The sequence below is a fragment of the Paenibacillus sp. FSL R7-0297 genome (assembly GCF_038009025.1).
Classification (GTDB): Bacteria; Bacillota; Bacilli; order Paenibacillales; family Paenibacillaceae; genus Paenibacillus_AQ.
The window spans coordinates 6106444-6129363 of the sequence record NZ_JBBPAQ010000001.1 but is presented as its reverse complement, the minus strand read 5'-3'; the positions used below and the strand labels follow the sequence as shown (position 1 = coordinate 6129363).

Sequence of the window (22920 nt, the reverse complement as noted above, 5' to 3'; positions counted from 1 at the left end):
GAAAACGATAGTCTGATTGTGAAGGGGGATTGCCATTGCTGCCAAAAGGATGGAAACTCGGTTTTCGCAACAAGCTGCTCGTCGCTTCCTTGCTCTGTCTGCTGCTTCCCGCCTCCATTACCCTGTATATTTCCAATTCCTATACCGAGCACATCCTCCGTTCCCAGGTGGTTCAGAATGAACGCCGTTCGCTGGAGCAGGAGAGCATGTATATCTCGAACCTTCTCAGCAATCTGGTGCTGGTGTCGAATTACATTCAGTTCGATCCCGGGATCACGCTTATTCTCAAAGAAAATTGGCAGCGCAGTAAGCTGCACCAGCCGGATACAGCCAAAAATGTTCTGGAATTTACAGAGGTTACCGAGAAGCTGATTAGCGTTACCTCCATGATGGAAAAAACGTTTGTCACCGTGCTCACCTCGGATGGCCAATATTATTCAAACGATTCTTACGCCAAGCTGGATGTCGGCGCCCTGATGCTTCAGCCCTGGATGGAAAAAGCCCGGCAGCAGCCTGCCTTCGAGCTGTACTGGGCGGGTGTGCTGGATAACTATATCCCGACTAGAGCGGTTACCAGCCCTCAGGTGCTAACGATTGCCCGCAATCTGAAGCTGTCCTCCAATTCAACCTATGCCACAGTCATCATCAGTATCGCCGAGAGCCGGATCAGCCAGATCTTTAATGACAACCGTGAGGGCCAGGAGACGCTGCTGATCGGGCCTGACGGAACGGTAATAGCTTCCCGGGACAAGGCGCGGCTGGGTCAGCCTTTTGCACTCGCGCATGAACTGACGGGTACAGCCGATTCGCGGTTTATGGATTACCGGAATGAACAATATCTGCTCAGCAGTCTGGATATTCCCTACGGGAACTACCGGATTGTAAGTCTGTCGCCTTATCGTGAGGCGGTCAGCCAAATCAGTTCAACCCACCGCTGGAGTACAGCCGTGCAGATTATGTCTGGAGCTTTTTTCCTGCTGATCCTGGTTCTGCTGGTCCGTCAATTCACGAAGCCGGTGATCAAGCTGGACAGTGTGGCTGCCAGAGTGGAGCAGGGCGAGCTTGGCATCCGTTCCGGAGTCCGCGGGTATGACGAGATCGGGCGGCTTGGCAAGTCTTTTGACCATATGCTGGACCGGGTAGAGAAGATGATCATTCAGATTAAGGTCGAGCAGGCGCAGAAGCGCAAGGCTGAGCTTGCGATGCTGCAGTCGCAGATCAATCCGCATTTCCTGTTCAATATTCTTAATTCCATCCGCCTGCGCATTATGATGCGGGGAGATGAAGAGAATGCGGAGCTGCTGTTCTCGCTGTCCCGGCTGCTGCGGATGACTATTCAACAGCGTGATGAGTACACTACTCTGCATGATGAGCTGCATATTGTCAGGAGTTATGTGGAGCTGCTGAATTTCCGTCAGGCCGATGAAGTTACGCTGGATACAGACTGCACCTCGGAGAGCCTTGGGCTGAAAATCCCGCGCTTCCTGCTGCAGCCGGTTATCGAGAATGCTTACATTCACGGCCTGCGCCAGGAGAGTGGACGCATTCTGATCCGCACCTGGACCCAGGACACACGGCTGCTCATCGCGATTGAAGATAACGGCCGGGGCATGGATGAGGTGACCCTGAACCGGCTTCGGGCAGAGGTTGGCTCCGAGCCGCCGGAGCTGGAAACCATGCCGTCCAGCAGACTGGCTCATATCGGAATGTCGAACGTATACGAGCGTCTGTATCTGACCTATGGTTCAGCCTTCCAGGTTACCATTGACAGTATCCCCGGACAAGGGACAACCTTCCTGTTTGTGCTTCCTGAAGAAATTCCGGATCAAGGTTAGGAAAGGGAGAGTGGGAACGATGTATAGCGTGATGCTGGTGGATGATGATTATCCGGTACTGGACTTTCTCTCGGCAATGATTCCCTGGAACGAGCTTGGACTGACCCTTCATTCGGCCTGCAAAAATGGTCTGGTTGCCCTGGAGAAAGCGCAGGCCGGTATGCCGGATATTGTGATAACGGATATTGGAATGCCCTATATGGACGGCATTGAGCTGATCCGCGAGCTGAAGCTGATGAACGAAGACTTACGCGTTGTGGTGCTGTCATGTATGGATGATTTCACGTATGCACAGCAGGCGGTGAAGCTGATGGTGAGCGATTACATTCTCAAGGAGATGATGAGCCGCGAGCTGATTACCGGGCTGCTGCAGGAGATTGGCGATGATCTGCGCCGCAGGGACGCGGAGAGAGCCCAGACATTGAAGTGGAAAAGCATGGCGGAGAACCAAAAGGTGCTGCTGAAGCAGAGTGTGCTGCGGCGGATTGCCGCCCGGGAGCTGCCGGACACCGAATGGCTTCCGGATGCCGCCGAGCTGGGGATTGTACCCGATTTGACAGCGAATGTAGCCGTCCTATGCCGGGTCAGCGGCAGTACCGGGGAGCCGGTCCGGGATGATCTTGCGCTCATGGCACTGGTGGAATCCGCCGCCGAAGCGGTGCTTCAGGATGGAACGGCCGCAGTATGTCTGCCTTACAGCGGACGGGACTGCGTGCTGGTCTTCACCGGAGGGATGGGCAATGGCGCAAGTGCCGGCCATATCTCCATGCTCGGCAAGCTGCGTTCCGCGGTTCAGAGCATGCCGGGGGTAGGGGCTTCTTTTCAATATCTGTGTATTCCGCCCGGCAGCGGGCATTTCCGTGAAGGGATTATAACGCTGTTAACGCAAGGGCGGGAGAATGCCTTTTATCTGAAGCCGGGCGAGCTTACCGGGCTGAAGGAGCTCCAGCCGTTCACCGGTGAGGATCTGTTCCTGCATTACACCGAAGCCTCCCGGGAGATCCGCGAAGCCTTCCTGGAGGAATCGGCCGGGCGGTTAGAGGAATTGCTGTCCAAATGGATGGACTATATCCGGTTGAAGCGCTTTGCTCCACGCCAGGTCAAGGAATGGATGCTCAAGCTGCTCTACGATAACCAGATGCGGCTGATGGCCCGTCAACAGTTCCAGTCGACCTTCTCCCTGGAGATGCTGCATGACACTATCACTGCCATTGAGCATATCGACAGTCTGGAAGAGTGGTCCCTGCAATTCTTCTATGAACGTCTGCCGGTGATCCGTGAGATGTACCAGGAGACCCGGCGGGATGAGATCAAGAAGGTGAAGCAGTATGTGGACCGCCATCTGAACCGTAAAATTACGCTGGAGGAGGTCGCCGAATACACTCATTTGAATTCGAGCTATTTCAGCCGCCTGTTCAAGAAAGAAACCGGGATGAGCTTCATCCACTATGTTACCCACACCAAGATGGAGCATGCCAAAGAGCTGCTGGACCAGTCTCCGCAGAGTGTGGAGCAGGTCGCTGAGCAGCTGGGCTACGAGAACAAAAGCTATTTCACCAAGCTGTTCAAGCTGCATACAGGCCTTACCCCGGGTGAATTCCGGGGCGAAGAAGGGACAAGGAACGGACAACCACAAGGGACAGGGAGGCACTACTCATGCTGAAAGTGACACCAATCCATACCGAAATGGCAGGTTCCATGCTGGTGCGTGTATTTGAGAACCGGCGGATGCTCGGAGAGGCGGCCGGACGTGAAGCTGCGGCTGCAATCCGCGCCTTGCTGGCTTCCAAGACTACGGTCAGAATGATCTTCGCCGCCGCACCTTCCCAGAATGAATTCCTTGCCGAGCTTGCTGAAGCGCCGGATCTGGACTGGAGCCGGATTACGGCGTTCCATATGGACGAATATCTCGGTCTCCCGGAAGGCTCGCCGCAGAGCTTCGGCAGCTTCCTCCGGGAAGCGCTGTTCGACAAGGTGAAGCCGGGCAGGGTTCATTATATTAATCCTGCCGCTGACCTTGAAGCTGAATGTGAGCGATATGGCAGGCTGCTGGCGGAAGCTCCTATAGATATTGTCTGCCTCGGCATTGGGGAGAACGGCCATCTGGCCTTCAATGACCCGCCGGTGGCGGATTTCCATGATCCCCGGCTGGTCAAAGCGGTCACTCTCGATGCCGCCTGCCGCACCCAGCAGGTGAATGACGGATGCTTCGCCAGTCTGGAGGAGGTTCCGCAGCAGGCACTGACCCTGACGATCCCTGTATTGCTGTCCGCCAAGTGGCTGTTCTGTATGGTTCCGGGCCCGACGAAGCGTGGTGCAGTTACCCGTACACTGCATGAATCTGTCTCCACGGCCTGTCCGTCCACAATCCTGCGCAGCCACGGGGATTGCCGGCTGTTTGTGGACACGGATTCCTTCGGAGCGGTTGTGCGATGATTGTGGATGCGCTGCATTACCGTACAGGCGAGCCGGTCCGGATTCGTCTGGAGGGCAGCATCATTGCGGGAATTGAACCGCTGGACGGACCTCTTGCGCTGCCGCCGGACGAGCTGCTGGAGCTGCCGGTAGCCGCGCCCGGCCTGGTAGACCTGCAGATCAACGGCTTCGGCGGCCATGACTTTAATCATCCCGTGCTGACCGCGGAGGCTGTCAAGGAAGCAATCCGCGCCTTGTGGACCGAAGGCATAACCACCTGCTATCCGACCGTGATCACCGGTGCTCCATATACGATTCACGGCGCAATGCGGGCAATTGCCCGGGCCTGCGAAGAGGATGCCGCCGCCGCTGCCACGATTGGCGGCATCCATCTGGAGGGGCCGTTCCTCTCGCCCGAAGACGGACCTCGAGGAGCGCATAGTCTGGAGCATATCCGCCCACCGAGTACAGCCCTGTTCGACCAGTGGCAGGAAGCGGCAGGCGGGCGGATCTCCATCGTGACGATGTCCCCGGAGTGGGAGGGGAGTGCGGAATTCATCCGCCACTGCGTGCGGCAGGGCGTGACGGTCTCTATAGGGCACACCTCGGCAAGCACGTCACAGATCTCGGAGGCGGCCGCTGCCGGAGCGCGGCTGTCCACGCATCTCGGCAATGGGGCGCATGCCGTGCTGCCGCGCCATCCGAATTATCTGTGGGCCCAGCTCGCGGAAGAAGAGCTGTGGTGCACTTTAATCGCCGATGGCTTCCACCTCCCGGATGAGGTGCTGAAGGTGGCGATGAAGGTCAAGGGCAGCCGGGCGCTGCTGATCAGCGATGCCGTTGCCCTCGCCGGCCTGCCGCCCGGCAGCTACGACACGCCGGTCGGCGGCCGCGTCGTGCTGACCCCGGAGGGCCGGCTGCATCTCGCCGGCCAGCCCGGGCTGCTGGCCGGTTCGGCGCAGCTGCTGCTGCGCCACATCGCGCGCCTTAGCGCCGCGGGCCTGGCCGACCTGCCGGACGCCTGGGACATGGCGTCCGTGCACCCGGCAGGCTTCATGGCCCTGCCGGAGGCAGCGGGCCTGGCCGCCGGCGCGCCGGCGGATATTGCGCTGCTCCAGCGGGGCAGCGGGGGGCTGGCGCTGGCGGCGCTCTGCAAAGCCGGCGAATGGGTGTACCGCCGGGGATGATGTCCGGCGGTAGCTATTCGCCGGGAGTTGCTGCGGGGTGCTGCGCCCGCTCCCCGGCACGAGTACCTGTACCCGCGATTGCATCTGTCACCTACATCTGCATCCGCACTTGCACCCTCATCCACATTCTCAACTATGCCCCCGCAACTTTTTGCCTGAGACAGGTTCATGCTATAATAGTGCGGAACACACTCCTTAGATGCAGAGGTGATTAGAAAGTGGGATATAAGGCAGGCCAGCTATTTGTTAATTTGCCGGTGAGTCATCTGCAGGATTCGATCAACTTTTTTACCGCACTCGGATTTGAGTTCAACCCGCAGTACACGGATGAGAACGCAACATGCATGATTATTAATGACAACACGTTTGCCATGCTGCTGACCAAGGAATTCTTTAACACCTTCACTTCGAAATCGGTTGTGGATACTGCCGGACACACGGAGGTCATTCTCGCCTTCTCCGCAGCAAGCAGGGCAGAGGTGGACGAGCTTGTGCATAAGGCACTTGGAGCCGGCGGCAAACTGTTCAATGATCCTGTCGACCACGGCTTTATGTACAATTGGAGCTTTCAGGATATCGACGGACATCTGTGGGAAGTCATGTATATGGATGAGAACGCGCAATAGCATAGTGCTGCATGAGGACAGGCTTCCGGATGCGGGGGCTTGTTTTTGTTTGTTTATAGAGGAATCTTCTGAGGGTTGCAGTGATGCTATTATGGTATGCGGAATGCGGTATGCGGTGCGCGGTATGCTTAAGTGCACTTTGTACAACTAAATCGTCTGATTTATAACCAATTATTCGTTTAGTTGTATTCCGTGCAATTAAATTGCCACATATAGATGGTTTTCTCCGCTTATGGCAGATATAGTTGTACAGAATACAGTTATAAGAGGCAAGCCTGCCTTTTCGCGGTTTTTAGTTGTACAGTGTACAGGCCTGTTGATTCCCCATATTATGGGATGGATATAATCCCCAAAACCCCTTTGTTCCTGAGCAGACTAAGTTGAACCTGCCACTCCAGCGGAAGACTAAATATACGCCAATGCTGCATAAATTCCCAAAGGGTCAGTTGAGCAAAGGCAGGCACGTTGGGGTGGATTTCATCATAAACGCGTTTCAGAAGCACATAGACAGCAAGGGCCACAAACAATTGGCTGTATACCGCATTTTCAGTGGTTCCAAATAGACATGGCACGTTCAGATGCTGTTTAATCCAGCGGAAAAAGACTTCAATTTCCCAGCGTGCCTTGTAGATTTCAGCGATCACATGAGCGGACTCTTTTCTCAAATCGGTCACGACCCGTACGACTTCACCCCGGTCATTTTCAAATTCTACGACCCGGTGGCGCTGAGCAGATTGGCACTTCCCTTGACCGATATAACAAGTAATATCACGAACAATTTTCGTTTCTCCCTCTGCGGGTCGCTGGAGTTCTCTTGGCTTCACCAAATGGAGATTGTCTTTGAGCCGAATCACAAACGACTGGCCCTGGAGCACATATTGATCCAATCTGCTGATTTTTCCATACGCCCGATCCTGTACCAAAATGTAGTCCGTATCGGCCAAGACTTCTCCAAACGGAGCGTCATTGCGCTTCGCGATCGATTCCTTCACGTTCAGGGGTGAACGCTGGCCATGCGAAAGAGCAACATGCAGCTTAATACCCCCTCTGAATTTTTTGTACGAGGCCCAAGGCATTCTAGAGTTCGCCGCCGTGACCGTAGTCGAGTCAATCAGCAAAAGATCTTTAGGAAGATTCAAATGCCGCCGGGTTTGGCGGTTACATTTCGTGACGAGCATTTGAAAGATACGTTTGAAGATTTCGTAAGGGACTTCACCGGCCTTGCCGGAAAGGGTGGAGTAATGAATTTCTGGCAAGTCAAAGCTTGGGCCTAATCGGGCACTCTGCCGGAATCCGTCCCATTTGTGGTAGCAGGCTTGGACAAAGTAATCGAGCAGCAACCCGACGGTCATTTTGGTTCCTCTATCCACGTAGTCCTTGGTTTGTCCGGTCACCATTTGGACTTCTTCCGGTGTTAACACTTGTTTGAAAACGGCTAAAAATGGGGTATATTTATTCATGAGGTCGCCTCATTTCGGTTTGGTTTGGTCGTACTTACCATTACCCGAAATGGCGGCCTTTTTCGTCCCTTTTTTTGGGAAATCAACACGCCTATACAGTGTACAACTATGCTGTAAGTTTCCAGTTGAAGCTGAATCCGAATACATAAATTGCTGCATGAAATGAACTCACTTCATTAGTTCTGTGATTGTACCAAGCCGGGCGTTGTAAAAAAGCTGAGGCGTAACTGAAAGACAGATTCCTGGTGGTGTTCTGGAGCGAATGGCCGTCAGTGTGGCAGGACCGTCAGCTCAGCATATGGCGATCAGCAGGAGAATGCGGACTGAGAAGACGCTAGCGTACCTGAAAGACAGATTCCTGGTAGTGTTCTGGAGCGAATGGCCGTCAGTGTGGCAGGACCGTCAGCCCAGCAGATGTCGATCAGTAGGGGAATGCGGACTGAGAAGACGCTATTTTGCCCAAAACACTGTTTTCAGCGCCCAAACGGACTGAGAATCAGTTATTTTGATCATTCGAGCCTAAAATGTGGAGCGGGCAGCCATATAAGCGATTCTGAGTCCGCTTGACCCGCAAAAGCATCTGTTTTGTTTAAATAGCGGATTCTCAGTCCTATTCACGATCGTATACGCTCGTGAAGCTATTCATCCCCCGCCCAGCCCCCCAAGCCCCGCCGAGTCCTGCCAAGTCCCGCCCAACTCCCGCCGAGTCCCTCCCAGCTCCCGCCCAGCCCCGCCGAGTCCCCGCCAATCCCCATCAACTCCTCCTAAAATACTCCCCCAACAACTTCTCCGAATACAATTAGTACATCAGGACTTCACTTAATACTCCAGCAGGCGCCCGTTATCATGCCATTGGCCGTACATTGTATTGGCTCTGGTGTTTGCGATGAATTTCTCCAGTCTGCGCTGAAACACTTCGGGCTGATGGATATAGCTTTGTATGGTATCGATCCGGACCCGCTGGTAGAGCGCCGGAAAGGCCATGAAGTTCTCATATACCTGCGTCTCCTCTTTCAGCTTCTCTTCGATAACCTTGTCTATTCTAAAAGAGCGGATATCCATATCAGGAAGGACCCGCCGTCCTTCCTCACGCATCAAGCCCAGCTTCTCAAGGCGGCGGACACGCTCTTTGTTAAGCTCAGTCCATGAACTCCGTCTGCTGCGGGGAGACAGCCTCTGCACCAGCTTTGCTTCAGCGTTCACCTTCTTCACCCCATCGATCCAGCCGAAGCACAAAGCTTCTTCAACGGCGTCCAGGTACAGCAGCGTACCCGGGACTGGCTTCATAGTCGCTTCAACCCAGCAAAAGGGTTCAGCCGTGCTGTTCACCAGCAGCCAGTTCCGCAACTCTTCCCTTGATGTAGCCGCAATCCAATTTTCTGTGCTCATAGTTACTGTACACTCCCTTCTGTCAAATATATAGCCCGAACAGGAGTCTGCACGGACGTTTTACGTGAATGGCACTTAGTAGGGCGGGAAGACTCCCGCTCAAGTACTGACTGTAGTTTCTCCTAGACCGGTTTGTACAATTATAACGAGCTGTCCCAGCAAAATATACAACCTTCCGCTAGGCGTAACCCGCTTGAGAATGGTAGAGCTCTTCATTGATTGCACTTTCTACAACAGCTTCAGCGTTATCCTGCGCTAAAACCAGTTCTAATGTATTTAATACAATTGATTTCCAGCAACCTGCCCAAATTCACCTATTCCATAGAATTCTATTGTACAAAGTGCTACAGAATCTATTTTTCGGCGGATTTTAGAGCGATCTGTTGTACGAAGTGCAATAGACAATAGATTTCAACCAGGCCTTCACAAGAAGACCAGGCAGCTTTACTTATAGGTGAATCAGTGGTGGAGAACCGGTCGTGGTTCGTTGAAGTAATCCTGAACGAAATACAACATTCCCCCCATCAAAACCGACCCTGATAGAAAATTGTTGCACAAAAGTCATCAATCTTCCTCCACCAAGTGGCTAAACGGGGAAATTGTTGTATCGCGTACAAGAATCCTTACGGTTACCCCAGTAACTATGAATTAATGTTGCAAAACGTACAACAACATCGGCTTTTTAACAGTTAGCTGTCAGAATTCCCCCACTTCTCTAAGTGGCGGGATGAGTGTCAGCGGTCTTTCTCATAGACAAATACAACCTAAAATATTACAATAAAACTATTCAGTAGTATTATGAAATAGGTTGTGATATCCGTGGAATTAGACACAAATAATCATTCAGTATTCTCTCTTCATTATCATCTTGTGCTAGTCGTGAAGTACCGCAGAAAAGTAATAGACGATGACATTTCGAATCGGTTACAAGAGATATTTGAGTCTATTCAGCCTAATTACAATATCACCCTGCAGGAATGGAAGCATGACAAGGATCATGTTCACATTCTAATGAAAGCTCACCCCAATAGCGATATTTCTAAATTTCTGAACGCTTATAAGAGTGCATCCTCCCGTCTAATTAAGAAAGAATTTCCTGTAATTCGTCAACAGCTGTGGAAGGAATATTTCTGGTCCAGAAGTTATTGTCTACTGACGATTGGGGGTGCGCCGATTGAAGTCATCCGGAAGTACATCGAATCTCAAGGTCAGAAATGAGGTGGGCAGGTGTTAAAGGCTAATAACCAGAAGGGAACCATTGCCATTACAGAGGGAAGGATCAAAATTCCCAAACTAAAAACGAAAATCAAAATCAAGCTGCACCGTCCATTCGAGGGACGTATTAAATCATGCACCATTTCCAAAACACCCACGGGAAAATATTACGCTTCCGTATTGGTGGAAACGGATATCATCCCATTGCCCCCACTCGAGACGAAGATCGGTGTGGATCTGGGGTTGAAAGACTTTGCGATTCCTTCACATGGTGAAATCATACCGAATCCGAAGTACTTGCGGAAGTCTGAACAACGATTAGCCAAGCTGCAAAAGGACTTGTCACGAAAGAAGGAAGGGAGCCGTAACCGGTATAAAGCAAGGCTGAAGGTCGCCAGACTGCATGAAAAAATAGCGAATCAACGGAAAGACTTTTTGCACAAAACGTCCACCCAAATGATAAACGAAAACCAAGTGATCGTGATGGAGGACTTGCGTGTAAAGAACATGATGCAGAATCATAAGTTAGCCAAAGCCATATCCGAAGTGTCTTGGAGCCTGTTCAGAGACATGCTGACCTACAAAGCGAAATGGTACGGCAGAGAATTAATCATTGCTCCCAAACACTTTGCAAGCAGTCAATTGTGTTCCTGCTGTGGCTACAAAAATGCAGAAGTCAAGAACCTAGCCGTACGGGAGTGGTCCTGCCCTGCCTGTCATACGGAACATGACAGAGACCGGAATGCGGCACTGAATCTTCTACAACTAGCCATGTAAATGGCCCTTAGCGGGTTAGGAACTAGCCTATAAGCTTGGGTAAACTTGGAGCAGTAGCTCTATTGACCAAGAAGCACCCACCTCTTAGGTGGTGTGTAGTTCACCTCATCGCTACAAGAATTATACTGACAATCAGCCCGGACAGGAAAAAGTAGCTCCCGCTAACCAGTCCGTAGACCAGCGGCCGGGGAATATTGGGGTTAATCCCGGTATTCACGGTTGTGGCCGCCAATAACCCTGCTCCGACAATTCCGCCAAAGAGGAGAGCATCGGCAAGGGTTTCAATATCGAACGCATAGAACAGTACCGCCATCGCCACTGTTGTTACCAGTCCGCATACCAAGGGACCCAAGATGAACCGGAGCGCCGGTTTTTCTTTGGAAGGAGAAGGATTCGTATGTTGCTTCGTATGTTGCTTCGTATGATTAACATTCCTTCCATTTCCCGCTGAAACGATACCGTCCTCCTTAAGGACGGCAACGCCGTTTTCACTTGGTGCATTCTCTTTTCCCAGAGCGTAGGCATAGGCATTGCCCCAGACCACAGTGAACCATAGGCCTCCCACCAAAGACAACGCCAGCGTCCCGAGCACAACAGCCAACCAATTGATTTCCTGAATTACATTAAACATAATATCCTCCTCGTGTGGTTAAGTCTGCTTACATCATAAAAAAAGAAGTTTGACAACAGCGTGTCATACTTCTTCATAAGGTTTGAGTGCGTTTTGCAGATGCTCTTTGATGATGGCGCGCAGGGGGATGGGTTCGAGTACCTCGGCACCGCTGCCGAAGCTGAGCAGAATGGCCCATAACCAGCGTGCGCTGAGCGGCTGATATACCGGAATGCGCATCGTCATACTTCCGTCTTCGTGAAACTGTTTGTCCATCTGCTGAAACTGATCCAGCGCGTCGGCCAACGCCTCTGGCCTTACCCGGATCACTACATCCTCCAGCTGATTCTGCCGTGCGTGTTCTGAGGGAGCTGCCTCTTCCGGCACCTCCGGGTGCGGTTCGAAAGCTTCCCCGGTCAGCATCAAATTCATCAGCCGGGACAGGCGAAACTCGCGGTAAGCCTGACGGGTGCGGCAATATCCGTAAATGTACCAGTTACGGTATTTGAAATGAAGCCGCAGCGGCTCGATGTCACGGGCCGTACGTTCATTCATGGTGTCGATATAATCGAAGCGGATCACTATGCGCCCGGTGATGGCAGTCCGTATATGACGCAGCGCATCGGGTTCCGTCCGCAGGGTGTCGAAGTCTACGGACAGGCTCTGCGTCAGATGCTCCGGTCCAATGGTTTGTAGCCGTTCAATAGTCCCCTGAGCACGCCCGTCTTCAAACACGGTAGAAAGGCTGCGGAGCACGGTAATCAGGGCATTGACGTCATAAGTGCCGAGCAGGCTTTTATCCATTTTGTAGCCGTCCATCATACCATATCCGCCTTTCATCCCCTGATACGATACGACCGGGAAGCCCGCTGCACAGATTACATCGATATCCCGGTAGATAGTCCGCTGCGATACCTGGAACTCTTCAGCCAGCATAGCCGCAGACAACACCTCGTGATTCAAAAGCTTATAGATTATAGAGATCAGCCGTTCCAGTTTCATAGGTATACACCCCCGTCCATTGGTCCTATTTCCTTAAATATTGACGTTTTGTTAACAGTTTCGCAACATATTCTTTACGCTCAGCATACACAACCTAAGAGAACAGTTAATATCCGGCTTCTACAATGAGGATATTAGCAGAATATACCTATTGTAAAGACAAGCTAGATATGAAGGGATGATACTTTTGAAGGGGAACCTGCTGCACTTTTCGATGAAATGGAAGCTAATCTTAAGTTTCTCGGCAATTACGCTCATTTTTCTGGGCGTGGCTCTGTACCAAGGACATAAAATTAACCAGGTAGAGCTATCTATGGAACAGCAGAAGAGCGAAATGGAGAAAAGAATTACAGTCTCAACCATCACCCAGCTGCTGCAGGAGCAGAACCGTGCAGAGACTTTCTTCGCTGAATCCAGTGATTTGGAGCTGGCAGAGCCGTTACAGGAGAAACAGCAGCAGATATCGGCTGAACTGGCCAAGCTTGATTTTGAGCCGGATACGCCTGCGTTTACAATGCTTGGGCTTCTGGGCACCCAGGCTGGGGAATATGGGGAGTTCATTACGGAGCTGGCCGGGGTAATGTCGGATGAGACGCTTGATCCGCTGACTGTACTGGAACAGATTGATGTTATACATACGAAGGCACTTGCGCTGAATCAATCCATGCTTGAGACGAACGGGAAGCTGTATAAGGCAGCCGCCGACAATGCAGAGCAGGCGCAGACGGTTTCTTTTAACCTGCTGGATGATACGGTCTCAATCGTGGCCTATGCTGCAGGTGGAGTATTCCTGTTCATGCTGGTGCTGGCCTGGCTGCTGATCCGCTCGTTCCTGTCGCCGGTCGGCAAGCTGCAGGCTGCGCTCAGGCAAATTGCTGACGGGGATCTGCGGCAGCAGATCAACTCCCCGTATAATGATGAGCTGGGCCGGCTCAGCCATCATTTCGATCATATGGTGGGCAGAGTTCAGGGCATGCTGCGGCAGACCTTGTCTGCTGCGGGTTCGCTGGCTGACTATTCGCATTCTTTTCAGCAGTCATCGGCGATTACCGCGCATACGAACCGGGATATTGTCCGGACGATCCAGGAGATTTCGCTGGGTGCCGACCAGCAGGCTGTTCAGTCTGAGCAGAGTACGCTGCTGCTGGAGGAGCTGGCCCGCGGGGTTCAGGATATTACCGAGTATACGGATGTCATGCTGACGACAAGTGAAGCGGCTAACCGGAATACGCAGCAGGGTTCAGATACCGTTACTGCCCTGCGCCAGATTTCACAGCGTTCCCGGGTGTCCATCAGCAAGGTGTACGGGGCACTGGAGCAGCTTGTGAACCAGTCAAAGGATATTTCACGCATCACGAATTCAATCACGGAGATTTCGAAGCAGACGAATATTCTCTCGCTCAATGCAGCGATTGAGGCAGCGCGGGCCGGGGCATCGGGAAAAGGCTTCGCCGTTATTGCCGATGAAGTCAGACATTTATCCGTGCAGACGAATGATTCTTCCGTGCATATCAGCCGGATTATCCAGGAGCTTCAGGCCGGCATGGCCGATTTCCAGGGACATATGATGGAGACCCGGGAAAGTCTGGAGCAGCAGGATCATCAGGTGGCGGAGACACTGGCATCCTTCGAGGCGATCGATGAATCCATTGCGGGCATCAGCACACAGATCGGGCAGATTCACCAGAAGGTGGAACAGACCCGTACGATCAACTCACGCCTTGCCGAATCTGTGCATTCGGTAGCATCCGTGGCGGAGCAGACAGCGGCGGGGGTACAGGAAGTGAATGCCTCCAGCACTCAACAGGATCAGGCGATCAGCGATATTGCACGGCAGGCGGAGGAGATTCATGAAATCTCGCAGCGGCTGTTCCGGGAGATCAATGTGTTCAAAATTGCCGACACTGCCGTAGCAGGACCGGAAGAAGGAACGCTAAATGGGATAGCGGACGGGCCTGAGGCGGCAGTGGCTGACAATACAGCAGCAAAGGCTGAAGCGAAGATAGAAGCGAAAATAGAAGCGAAGAAAGCCGAGAAGGCAGAAGAGAATAAATTGGACGAGGCGCCAGAGAAGACTAGGAAGCAGACAGCAGAGAAGCCGGAACAACAGTCAGAAGCCAGAACGTTTGCGGAGACTGAGAAAAAGACCGGAGCCGGAGTTCACCGGCCTCAGTCTGGAGGAATACGGGAGACGGGGGAATCCTCAGCCGCAAACGGGCGGATTGAATCGGAGGCTGATTTACTGGTGCTGGCGAAGTGAATGATTCAGCGAAGTGACCAGCTCAGGGAACCACTCGGATAAAGACAGGAAGCTGAAGCCCGCGGAGCGGGCTTTTGCCGTATCCATGACCCATGATTCTTCAATGCCAAAGGGAGAGCTGTCCGAGTCTACGGTTTCCTGCCGGACCACGGCAGGTTTACCTGTTGCCGCTTCAACAATGGAGATAACCCCGCCGATGGTCAGTGTACCGTCCGAGCAGGCATTCACCGGACCCGTCAACGTGGAACTGCCCAGCCAGTGCAGGAAATCAGCGGCTTCATCGGAACGGATGAATGAGATCTCCGCTTGCGGGTTCGGGATGCCGATCGGCTGCCCTGCTTGTACATGCTCTATATGAAAATGCAGTCTGCGCGTATAGTCATCCGTGCCCAGCACAATCGGAAACCGCACCGCGGCCACCGGGAAGTCCGCCGTCTGCAGCAGAACGGTCTCGGCCAGTCTTTTGCCTTCCTGGTAACTGAAATCGGCCTTCCCGCCTAGCTTCAGCGGATAATGTACAGGATCGAAATCCGCTTCAGTCAAGATATCCGGCTGCGGATTATAGACAGACAGGCTTGAAGTCAGAATATACCGCTTCGACCGGCCGGCAAATATCCGCACCGCAGCCGCAGCCTCATCCGGTGAGAAACAAATATTATCGTAGACGATATCCCAGTCTATATCCCCTACAGCATGCTCCAGCGCAGTTTCATCAGTCCGGTCCACGGCCAGCCGGGTTACGCGGTCACCGAAATCATCCTCTGTTACACCGCGGGTCAGAATGGTTACCTGGCTGTCCCCGTTCTGGAGCAGCAGTTCCACCAGTCTTTTACCAAAAAACCGCGTTCCTCCGAGTACAAGTACCTTCTTCATTTGGCTACACTCCTAAAGTTTTGTGTGCGGGCTAAGATTCTAATGAATAAAGTTAAGCTGCCATCCGCAGCCCGGCATAGGTGCTGCTTCCATTCAGATAGGAGAAGCTTCCGCTTCCGGAATACAGGGCATGCACTGTGGTGGTGCTTACAGCAACAGTTACTTCTGCGGCAGTCGCCTGGCGGAGCAGCTCCAGCATCACCGGAATTTGACCCTGCTCATAGGCATGGGCCAGCGCCCTGAGATAAGCCCGGTAATCAGCATCCGGCGGAAGAGCGGGCCCCTCATTCTCAGCCAGTTCTTCCCGGACCCTGGATAAGGCCAGGCGTGCCCGGTGCAGAGCCGCCTTGACTGCCCCTTCGGTAGTGCTTAAGGCTCCGGCTGTCTCGGCGGCTGAATATCCCAGAACATCACGGAGTACGAAGGCGGTCCGCTGCAATGGGGAGAGATGCTTGATCAAGGCCTGAAAGGCCAGTTCGATTTCGGTGCGATCTCCTTGCGCAGCCGGTGTAAGGGCTGAATCTGCCGGGGGTTCTGAACGTTCAAGCGCACGGATCAGGGAGCCTTTGCGCCGTGAGGCATCAATCCACGTATTCTTGGCAATCCGCAGCAACAGGGCTTCAGGATTGGGGCTCAAAGTGAACTTGCTGTATCCGAGTGCCTTGGTCCAGGTCTCCTGGGCTAGATCTTCAGCGTCGAAGGCGGAACGGGTCAGCGATAGGCAATACCGGTGCAGCGCAGTCCCCAGCTCCTGCAGACTCTGCTTTTCCATATCCGCCCTGTCCGGCATACGGTGATGTTCAAGAATTGTCATCTTGGCCCTCTCCTTTGTGCTTTTTGTTATGTTCTTGAATTCATTTTATATAGTTATTGCTTCTATTATATAAACGAACGGCACATTGTAAAAGATACGCTATCCTTGTATACCCGCCGAATTTCGCATACCCGTATCTTTAAGCTTCCCTGGTCCGTCTACAGGATATATACACTAAGACAGATCAGAGGAGGCACAAGCTAATGAGTATTATACCTTATGTCATTGAACAGACTTCCAGAGGCGAACGGTCCTACGATATTTATTCCCGGCTGCTGAAGGACCGGATTGTGTTCGTGGGTGCGGCAATCGATGACGGGCTGGCCAACAGCATTATTGCCCAGCTGCTGTTCCTGGCGGCAGATGAGCCGGACAAGGATATCCAGATGTTCATCAACAGCCCCGGGGGCTCGACTACCGCCGGCTTTGGTATTTATGATACGATGCAGGTAATCAAACCGCAGGTGAATACGATTTGCACCGGTTTTGCGGCTTCCTTCGCTTCGCTGCTGCTGCTGGCAGGAGCTACGGGCAAAAGATCCGCACTGCCGAACAGCGAGATCATGATCCATCAGCCGCATGGCGGTGCACAGGGCCAAGCCAGTGATATCGCCATCAGCGCAAGACGAATTCTGCAAATCCGGCACAAGATAGTCCAGATTACGGCGGAACGTACCGGCCAGCCGGCGGAGAAGGTGGAGAAGGACATGGACCGTGATTATTTCATGTCAGCTGAGGAAGCACTGGAATACGGGATCATCGACACGATTATTACCCATCTGTAGACGAAGGAGCGGATTAAGATGTTATCAGCGTTGAAAGGGCAGGAAGTAACGATTCATTTTTTGGATGGAACCAGTGTCAGAGGAGGGGTTCTGGAGGAGCTGGATGAGAGGTTAGTGAAGTACAGCACGGAGTTCCAGACCCTCTACATTCCAATCACCTCCATCCGCGCCGTAGACGTGCAGACCAAAGAACGGGAACGGCCGCGTGTCGGTTTCGGGCAGTAGACAGTACATCCTGGTAAAAGCAATCTAAACCCCCGGTTCTCCGCTATGAGGGAGATCCGGGGGTTTTGGGTTTGGAATAGTGCAGCTGTTGCTGCTGATATTCGGTCTTAATATCCGTTATATGCGGATACCATTACCGGAATCAGAAGTCCGTAAGGCTGAAGCTGGTGAAGTATTCATTCACCGCGGAAGCGGAGAGGGAAGCCGCTATCTCGGGGGCAGTGAGAAGGCAGGGGCCAGGCGGTGCACACCCTTTGGAGTATATCCAAGCGATGAGCTTACGCCGCACAGGTCAGCCAGCAGATAGAGGATACTCAGCCACATTTCGGTTCCCTGCAGACCCGTGTCCTGCTGCTGTGATAACTGGAAGGCGAAGCCGCGCTGCGGAACCCAGAATTTAAGCACTTCGCTGAGCATATTCTCCGCCCAGCTGCGGATCTCTGCACGGCGGTAATCGGTCTGCTTCAGGCAGATCCAGAGCGGATGGACCACATCCAGCACGTTGCAGGCGTTAAGCACCTCTGCACGGAAGAACCGGCGGTCCCTGCTGTGGGCCAGCACGGTATCGATGCTGCGCTCCGGATACGGCAGAGGAAGGCCGAACTGCGCATAGGTCGCGCGGGTGAGCCGGTAGAAACCGTTCACCGGCTGCAGCCAGCCCTCCTCTGCGGTAGGGAGGCCCCATAGGCCGGAGTCCTTGCGGCAATGGGTCGCCAGCCAGCCGAACAGATCATCCGGCCGTTTACGGGAGCCGAACGTCTTCAGGTTGTGGTACAGACCCGTGGCATAGCAGTCAATCCAGTCGCCGCCGCCCCAGGCATTGTGCTCCCACGGCAGATCATTCAGATATGGATATAACGCAGCGGTCTCCATATTCTCAGCAACGGTAACCGGATGGGGCAGCGCAGAACCTAGCACCTCCAGCGCGTACCCTACAGCGAGAAGATGGTACCGGGAGAGATGGTCGGTTAACAGCTCAGGGTGATCCTCCGGTCCAGGCGGAGACCACGGATCGGGCAGCAGTCCTGTCCCGGCATCCTGGAATCCCTGCAATACAGCGGTAAGCTCTGCCCTCGTCCAGCCGGGCGGCAGGCTGCTGAACATCGCGGCAATCTCCACTGCATCGCAGTAAGCTCTAACCGTCCGCTTATATCCGGGCCGGTCGCGGAAGAATTTCTCTTCCTCCGTTGACTCTGAGTAGTACTCCAGCAGCGGGATCAGCTGGTCTCCTGCCAGCTTGCCGAAGTCAGCCAGCTGCTGTGAGAGCAGGCTATATGCCGGCACACTTTCAGGAACTGGCATCGTATTTACGGCAGTGTCTCTATCCGCTGTTACAGCTGCATCAGCCGCATCTGTACCCGTACCAGCTTTCACTGCTGCTCCTCCAGCTTGCGAATCCATTGTCATCCCTATATCCTCCTTTCGTTCACCTGCAGCGGCAATTGCTGTTGTATCCCCGGCCAGCCGGCTGCGGATTAGCCTGGCCGGATTGCCGCCCACAATACTGTAAGCGGGCACATCTTTGGTAACCACGGCACCGGCGGCGACAATGCTGTGCGAACCGATCTGCACACCGTCCAGAATAACGGTATTGGCTCCAATCCATACGTCGTCCCCGATGACAATCCCTTGGACAGTGCAAGGCTGGCGGAAGACCGGGATATCGGTGGAGGCGAATCCGTGATTGAACCCGTACATACTCGCATGTGAAGCAACTCTTACACCATTTCCCATGGTAATATCGCCTGACAGCACGCTGTAGCTGTTGAGTGAGCAATCGCTACCCATGATGAGCCGGGCACTGCGGACAATCGCTCCGCCGGCAATATAGCTCCGGTCGCCCATCTGAAGCTGATCCGGCAATACCACCGCCTGCGGCGAGACATAACAGGCTTCTCCAAAGGTATAGGAGTATTCAGCGCTTAGCTGCTGCTGGTATAAGATTTGCTCTTGCTGCTCCTGTGCGGAGGGGCCAATCCAGGGCATGTAATCGAGCGCCTTCCGTGAGGCGGAACGTTGTTCGGGCATCTCAGTCTCTCCTCTATAGCATAAGTCATTATTTCCTTAAGTGTAGCAGTAGAGGAAGGGAAGGGACATGGCATAAAGAGCACGACTAGCTTGTCAAAAACGCTTCAACATTTTATGCTGATCTCAGAGATGCTGCAGAAACGGGGGAGTCAGAGGATGGAGAAAATTGTGCAGAATCTGGCCATAGATATTCACTGGATTCACGATAAGATCACGTTCCCGGACTGGAGGGATATCCGCCAGAATATCAATGTGCACAGCTTCTACTGGATTCAGGAAGGTCAGGGGATCTTCCGTACGGACGAAGACTATCCGGTATCGCCGGGGATGCTGTTCTATCTGCCGCCTGGGCTGGCTTTGGACATGAGCTGCGGAAGGGAGGAGCCTCTGCGGATTACAATGATTCTGCTCTCGCTCTATACCTTGTCGCCTTCGGCGGATAATCAGGGCAGGATAGAGCCGCTGGATGTGCTGCCGCTGCAGTTCATGCTGAAGCCGGAGCGGGAACAGGGCAAGCAGCTTGGTCATTTGTTTCATAAAATTGCTGCGGATTGGGTCCCCGGAAGCACCGGGAGACAGCTGATGACCCAGTCCCTGCTCTATGAGCTCATGTACGAATTGCTGCAGGTTCAGGCGAATGCCCAGCTGGGCCGGGGGCAGGGCTTTGAGCTGTTTTTGCGGATCAAGAATGATATTGAACGCCGTTACAGTGAACCTTTGCTTATTCACGAGCTGGCGGTGCGTTACGGGATTTCCTCCTCGTATTTACGCAGTCTTTTTCAGCAATATCTGCATAGGAGCCCCAAAAGCTACTTAAGTGAAATCCGCTATGAGCATGCGGCGAAGCTGCTGCTGTACACCAGACTGACCTTGAAGGAGATTGCAGCAGCCTGCGGTTACAGCGACGAATTTCACTTCAGTAAAAGCTTCAAGCAACAGAACGGACAGCCGCCTTCTGCTATGCGGACTCTAGAGCACGGGAAGAGCGGATAATCCTTACCGGTTGGATTCCCTGCCAAGTGCCTTACTGTTTATAGTTCTCCGCTCCCGGGACAATTTCAATATTAGTGATTAGATCATTGGCAACAGTAAAGAAATAATAAAACAGCTGAGGACTACCCGGGAAGATACCACTGGTTAATGAACTTACAATGATTATCCCGTGTTTATACTCCACTTCAATAACGTTGGATTTCAATTCATATCCGATAGATTTTCCACGCCATTCTTTAATAGCTTCAATTCCATTGAAATGATTGTTTTCACCGCTATCGTGGATGTGTGCATCTTTTGCCATGCAGACATCTATGACCGTAGTATCATTGGTGTTTAACGAATCCATATATATTTCAACAGGTTGCGGTAGTTGTTTTGACATTGTGTTACCTCCTTTTTTTTATATCCTAACATGAGTAACTAGACTACTGTATGTCACATTACCTATTCACATTGCCAATGATTTTGCATTGAGCTGGGGATAACAAAGAGGCGTGCTGAGGTGAAGATTACGGCAAAGTTCTGCAAGCGGTACAATAGCTACAATGAGCCGAGACTTAACAATGAAACGCGCAATACTGTATAAATGGTTGACTGCACCCCTCAGAGCCCCATCTGCGGGGTTTATTTCTGCATACAGAGTATTGGATTACCAGCGTTACACATAATAACCTCATGGAGCTGCTGCCGGCAATTCCTGACGCAGCTTTGCCGGTCAAGCAGTTAGTGCTGCGCGAAAAAGGGGTAAGTTACTATAATGTGCGGTATTTGCAGCTTTATACAACCACTTGGAGGTGAGCAGATTTCATCGAAATAAAGAGGGCAAACTCAGCCGTTTCCACTTAATTTTAAAATAAATCGTATGAAGATTTCTTCTGCTGTGATACAATTATCCGGTTGGCCTTGTGCATGGTTAATCGTCCGGTGCTCCTGATGAGTCCGTGATTGAATGAAGCTAATAAGCGCAGGAAAACGAAGCTTTCCAGTGTATTACTGTGAATTACAGAGTATTAATGGAGAAATCGACAGATTTTACACGGAACATATCATTTTTTGTCGTTTTTTATTGATTTATTGAGAAGGTTTCTGTATAATCAGCCTTGTTGATTTTTCATAGGATGTAGCCTGTTCAGCTTGATGAAACGAAACGACTGACAACGAAACGGATCCAGAGCAGCAAGGCTAATAACTAATAACTTAAGCAAAATTAGGGGGTTATTAATTTGGGAAAAGCGTTAATTATTGGCGCTGGCGGTGTAGCGAGCGTTGTTGTTCATAAATGCTGCCAGAACCCGGATGTATTCGAAGAGATCTGCATTGCCAGCCGTACGGTGTCAAAATGCGATGCTCTGAAGGAGAAACTGGACGGGGGCCTGACGAAGATTTCTACGGCCAAGCTCGATGCTGACAACACGGAAGAAGTCATTGAACTGATCAAGAGCTTCCAGCCGGATGTCGTGATTAATGTCGCTCTCCCATACCAGGATCTGACGATCATGGATGCCTGCCTGGCTACCGGAGTGCATTATGTAGATACAGCTAACTACGAACCGCAGGATACCGCGAAATTCGAATATTCCTGGCAGTGGGCATACAAGGAAAGATTCGAGAAGGCCGGAATTACGGCGCTGCTCGGCAGCGGTTTTGACCCAGGCGTAACCGGTGTATTCACGGCTTATGCGCAGAAGCACTATTTTGACGAAATTCATACGATTGATATTGTGGATGCGAACGCGGGCGACCATGGGTATCCGTTTGCAACTAACTTCAATCCTGAAATCAATATCCGCGAAATTACAGCGAACGGACGTTACTTCGAGAATGGCGAGTGGATTGAAACGGCACCGCTGTCCGAGAAAAAAGTATACGATCTCCCGGAGATCGGTCCGAAAGATATCTATCTTTTGTACCATGAAGAGCTGGAATCCCTGGCTGTTAATATCCCTGGCGTGAAAAAAATCCGCTTCTGGATGACCTTCTCGCAGAACTATCTGACTCACCTCAAGGTGCTTGAGAATGTTGGCATGACCTCGATCGAACCGATCAATTATGAAGGTAAAGAGATCATTCCGTTGCAGTTCCTGAAGGCGATTCTGCCTGACCCGGCTTCCCTGGGACCAAGAACCAAAGGTAAAACGAACATCGGAAACATCATTCAGGGCGTGAAAGACGGCCAGCCTAAAACTTATTATGTCTACAATGTCTGCGATCACGAAGAGTGCTACAGAGAGGTTGGCTCCCAGGCCATTTCCTATACTACCGGCGTTCCTGCAATGATCGGGGCTATGATGATTATCAAAGGCATCTGGAACAAACCGGGCGTACACAACATCGAAGAATTCGATCCGGATCCATTCATGGATGCACTTAACAAACACGGGCTGCCTTGGCAAGAAGATTTCTCGCCGACGTTGCTGGATTAG

General features: G+C 52.3%; 19 protein-coding genes and 1 pseudogene. 12 read left to right on the top strand and 8 right to left on the bottom strand.

What is annotated here, in order from left to right; all coding sequences use genetic code 11:
- Nucleotides 1-35 precede the first annotated feature (35 nt).
- The 5 genes from MKZ24_RS26835 (at nt 36) to MKZ24_RS26815 (ending at nt 6063) form a co-directional block, all read left to right on the top strand.
- Nucleotides 36-1835 carry a sensor histidine kinase gene (locus tag MKZ24_RS26835; RefSeq protein ID WP_340788516.1) on the top strand — a complete coding sequence of 600 codons (1800 nt, stop codon included), beginning with the start codon at nt 36-38 and terminating at the stop codon, nt 1833-1835.
- 19 nt (nt 1836-1854) lie between these two features.
- Nucleotides 1855-3498, top strand: coding sequence for a response regulator transcription factor (locus MKZ24_RS26830; protein ID WP_042234818.1), 1644 nt, complete (start codon nt 1855-1857; stop codon nt 3496-3498).
- Nucleotides 3492-4271: a glucosamine-6-phosphate deaminase gene (locus tag MKZ24_RS26825; protein WP_042234820.1), complete on the top strand. Its 780-nt coding sequence runs from the start codon at nt 3492-3494 to the stop codon at nt 4269-4271. The genes MKZ24_RS26830 and MKZ24_RS26825 overlap by 7 nt, the downstream gene beginning before the upstream one ends.
- Nucleotides 4268-5437, top strand: coding sequence for an N-acetylglucosamine-6-phosphate deacetylase (locus tag MKZ24_RS26820; RefSeq protein WP_052416222.1), 1170 nt, complete (start codon nt 4268-4270; stop codon nt 5435-5437). The genes MKZ24_RS26825 and MKZ24_RS26820 overlap by 4 nt, the downstream gene beginning before the upstream one ends.
- A 218-nt stretch (nt 5438-5655) precedes the next feature.
- The gene (locus tag MKZ24_RS26815; RefSeq protein ID WP_340788512.1) at nt 5656-6063 is read left to right on the top strand and encodes a VOC family protein; all 408 of its coding nucleotides are present in this window, start codon (nt 5656-5658) and stop codon (nt 6061-6063) included.
- Nucleotides 6064-6392: 329 nt separating this feature from the next.
- Here the strand turns inward: MKZ24_RS26815 and MKZ24_RS26810 are convergent, their stop codons facing one another.
- Nucleotides 6393-7523 (bottom strand): IS4 family transposase, encoded by a 1131-nt coding sequence (locus tag MKZ24_RS26810; RefSeq protein WP_340782655.1) that lies wholly within the window; start codon nt 7521-7523, stop codon nt 6393-6395.
- 819 nt (nt 7524-8342) lie between these two features.
- Nucleotides 8343-8912 (bottom strand): YdeI/OmpD-associated family protein, encoded by a 570-nt coding sequence (locus MKZ24_RS26805; protein ID WP_340788510.1) that lies wholly within the window; start codon nt 8910-8912, stop codon nt 8343-8345.
- 819 nt (nt 8913-9731) lie between these two features.
- Between MKZ24_RS26805 and tnpA the strand changes: the two genes are divergently transcribed.
- Together tnpA and MKZ24_RS26795 are read left to right on the top strand one after the other, a co-directional pair.
- Entirely contained in the window at nt 9732-10130 is a 399-nt protein-coding gene (tnpA, locus tag MKZ24_RS26800) for an IS200/IS605 family transposase (RefSeq protein WP_152679875.1), read from the top strand.
- A gap of 9 nt (nt 10131-10139) precedes the next feature.
- Nucleotides 10140-10904: an RNA-guided endonuclease TnpB family protein gene (locus tag MKZ24_RS26795; RefSeq protein WP_340788508.1), complete on the top strand. Its 765-nt coding sequence runs from the start codon at nt 10140-10142 to the stop codon at nt 10902-10904.
- Between the two features lie 100 nt (nt 10905-11004).
- On the opposite strand, the gene MKZ24_RS26790 is transcribed toward MKZ24_RS26795, so the two are convergent.
- Together MKZ24_RS26790 and MKZ24_RS26785 are read right to left on the bottom strand one after the other, a co-directional pair.
- Complete coding sequence (locus tag MKZ24_RS26790; protein WP_042234833.1) at nt 11005-11535, bottom strand: DUF1761 domain-containing protein; 531 nt, start codon at nt 11533-11535, stop codon at nt 11005-11007.
- A gap of 63 nt (nt 11536-11598) precedes the next feature.
- Nucleotides 11599-12516, bottom strand: coding sequence for a helix-turn-helix transcriptional regulator (locus MKZ24_RS26785; RefSeq protein WP_042234835.1), 918 nt, complete (start codon nt 12514-12516; stop codon nt 11599-11601).
- 187 nt (nt 12517-12703) lie between these two features.
- Between MKZ24_RS26785 and MKZ24_RS26780 the strand changes: the two genes are divergently transcribed.
- Nucleotides 12704-14776, top strand: a complete 2073-nt coding sequence (locus MKZ24_RS26780; protein ID WP_042234837.1) for a methyl-accepting chemotaxis protein — start codon at nt 12704-12706, stop codon at nt 14774-14776.
- Here the strand turns inward: MKZ24_RS26780 and MKZ24_RS26775 are convergent.
- Complete coding sequence (locus MKZ24_RS26775; RefSeq protein WP_042234839.1) at nt 14756-15649, bottom strand: NAD-dependent epimerase/dehydratase family protein; 894 nt, start codon at nt 15647-15649, stop codon at nt 14756-14758. The genes MKZ24_RS26780 and MKZ24_RS26775 overlap by 21 nt on opposite strands.
- Before the next feature lie 52 nt (nt 15650-15701).
- Nucleotides 15702-16463, bottom strand: a complete 762-nt coding sequence (locus MKZ24_RS26770) for an RNA polymerase sigma factor (RefSeq protein ID WP_052416224.1) — start codon at nt 16461-16463, stop codon at nt 15702-15704.
- A 167-nt stretch (nt 16464-16630) separates the two neighbouring features.
- Here MKZ24_RS26770 and clpP point away from each other — a divergent pair, with 167 nt between their 5' ends.
- On the top strand, nt 16631-17248 hold the full coding sequence (clpP, locus tag MKZ24_RS26765) for an ATP-dependent Clp endopeptidase proteolytic subunit ClpP (RefSeq protein ID WP_269322108.1): 618 nt from the start codon (nt 16631-16633) through the stop codon (nt 17246-17248).
- An 18-nt stretch (nt 17249-17266) separates the two neighbouring features.
- Nucleotides 17267-17473, top strand: a complete 207-nt coding sequence (locus tag MKZ24_RS26760; RefSeq protein WP_340788502.1) for a hypothetical protein — start codon at nt 17267-17269, stop codon at nt 17471-17473.
- 1464 nt (nt 17474-18937) lie between these two features.
- Here MKZ24_RS26760 and MKZ24_RS33170 read toward each other — a convergent pair.
- A pseudogene (locus MKZ24_RS33170) lies at nt 18938-19096 on the bottom strand (DapH/DapD/GlmU-related protein); the annotation flags it as partial.
- Nucleotides 19097-19657: 561 nt separating this feature from the next.
- Between MKZ24_RS33170 and MKZ24_RS26750 the strand changes: the two are divergent.
- Nucleotides 19658-20494: a helix-turn-helix transcriptional regulator gene (locus MKZ24_RS26750; protein ID WP_197073069.1), complete on the top strand. Its 837-nt coding sequence runs from the start codon at nt 19658-19660 to the stop codon at nt 20492-20494.
- 31 nt (nt 20495-20525) lie between these two features.
- On the opposite strand, the gene MKZ24_RS26745 is transcribed toward MKZ24_RS26750, so the two are convergent.
- On the bottom strand, nt 20526-20879 hold the full coding sequence (locus tag MKZ24_RS26745) for a hypothetical protein (protein ID WP_042234846.1): 354 nt from the start codon (nt 20877-20879) through the stop codon (nt 20526-20528).
- An 841-nt stretch (nt 20880-21720) separates the two neighbouring features.
- Here MKZ24_RS26745 and MKZ24_RS26740 point away from each other — a divergent pair.
- Nucleotides 21721-22920, top strand: coding sequence for a saccharopine dehydrogenase family protein (locus tag MKZ24_RS26740; RefSeq protein WP_042234847.1), 1200 nt, complete (start codon nt 21721-21723; stop codon nt 22918-22920).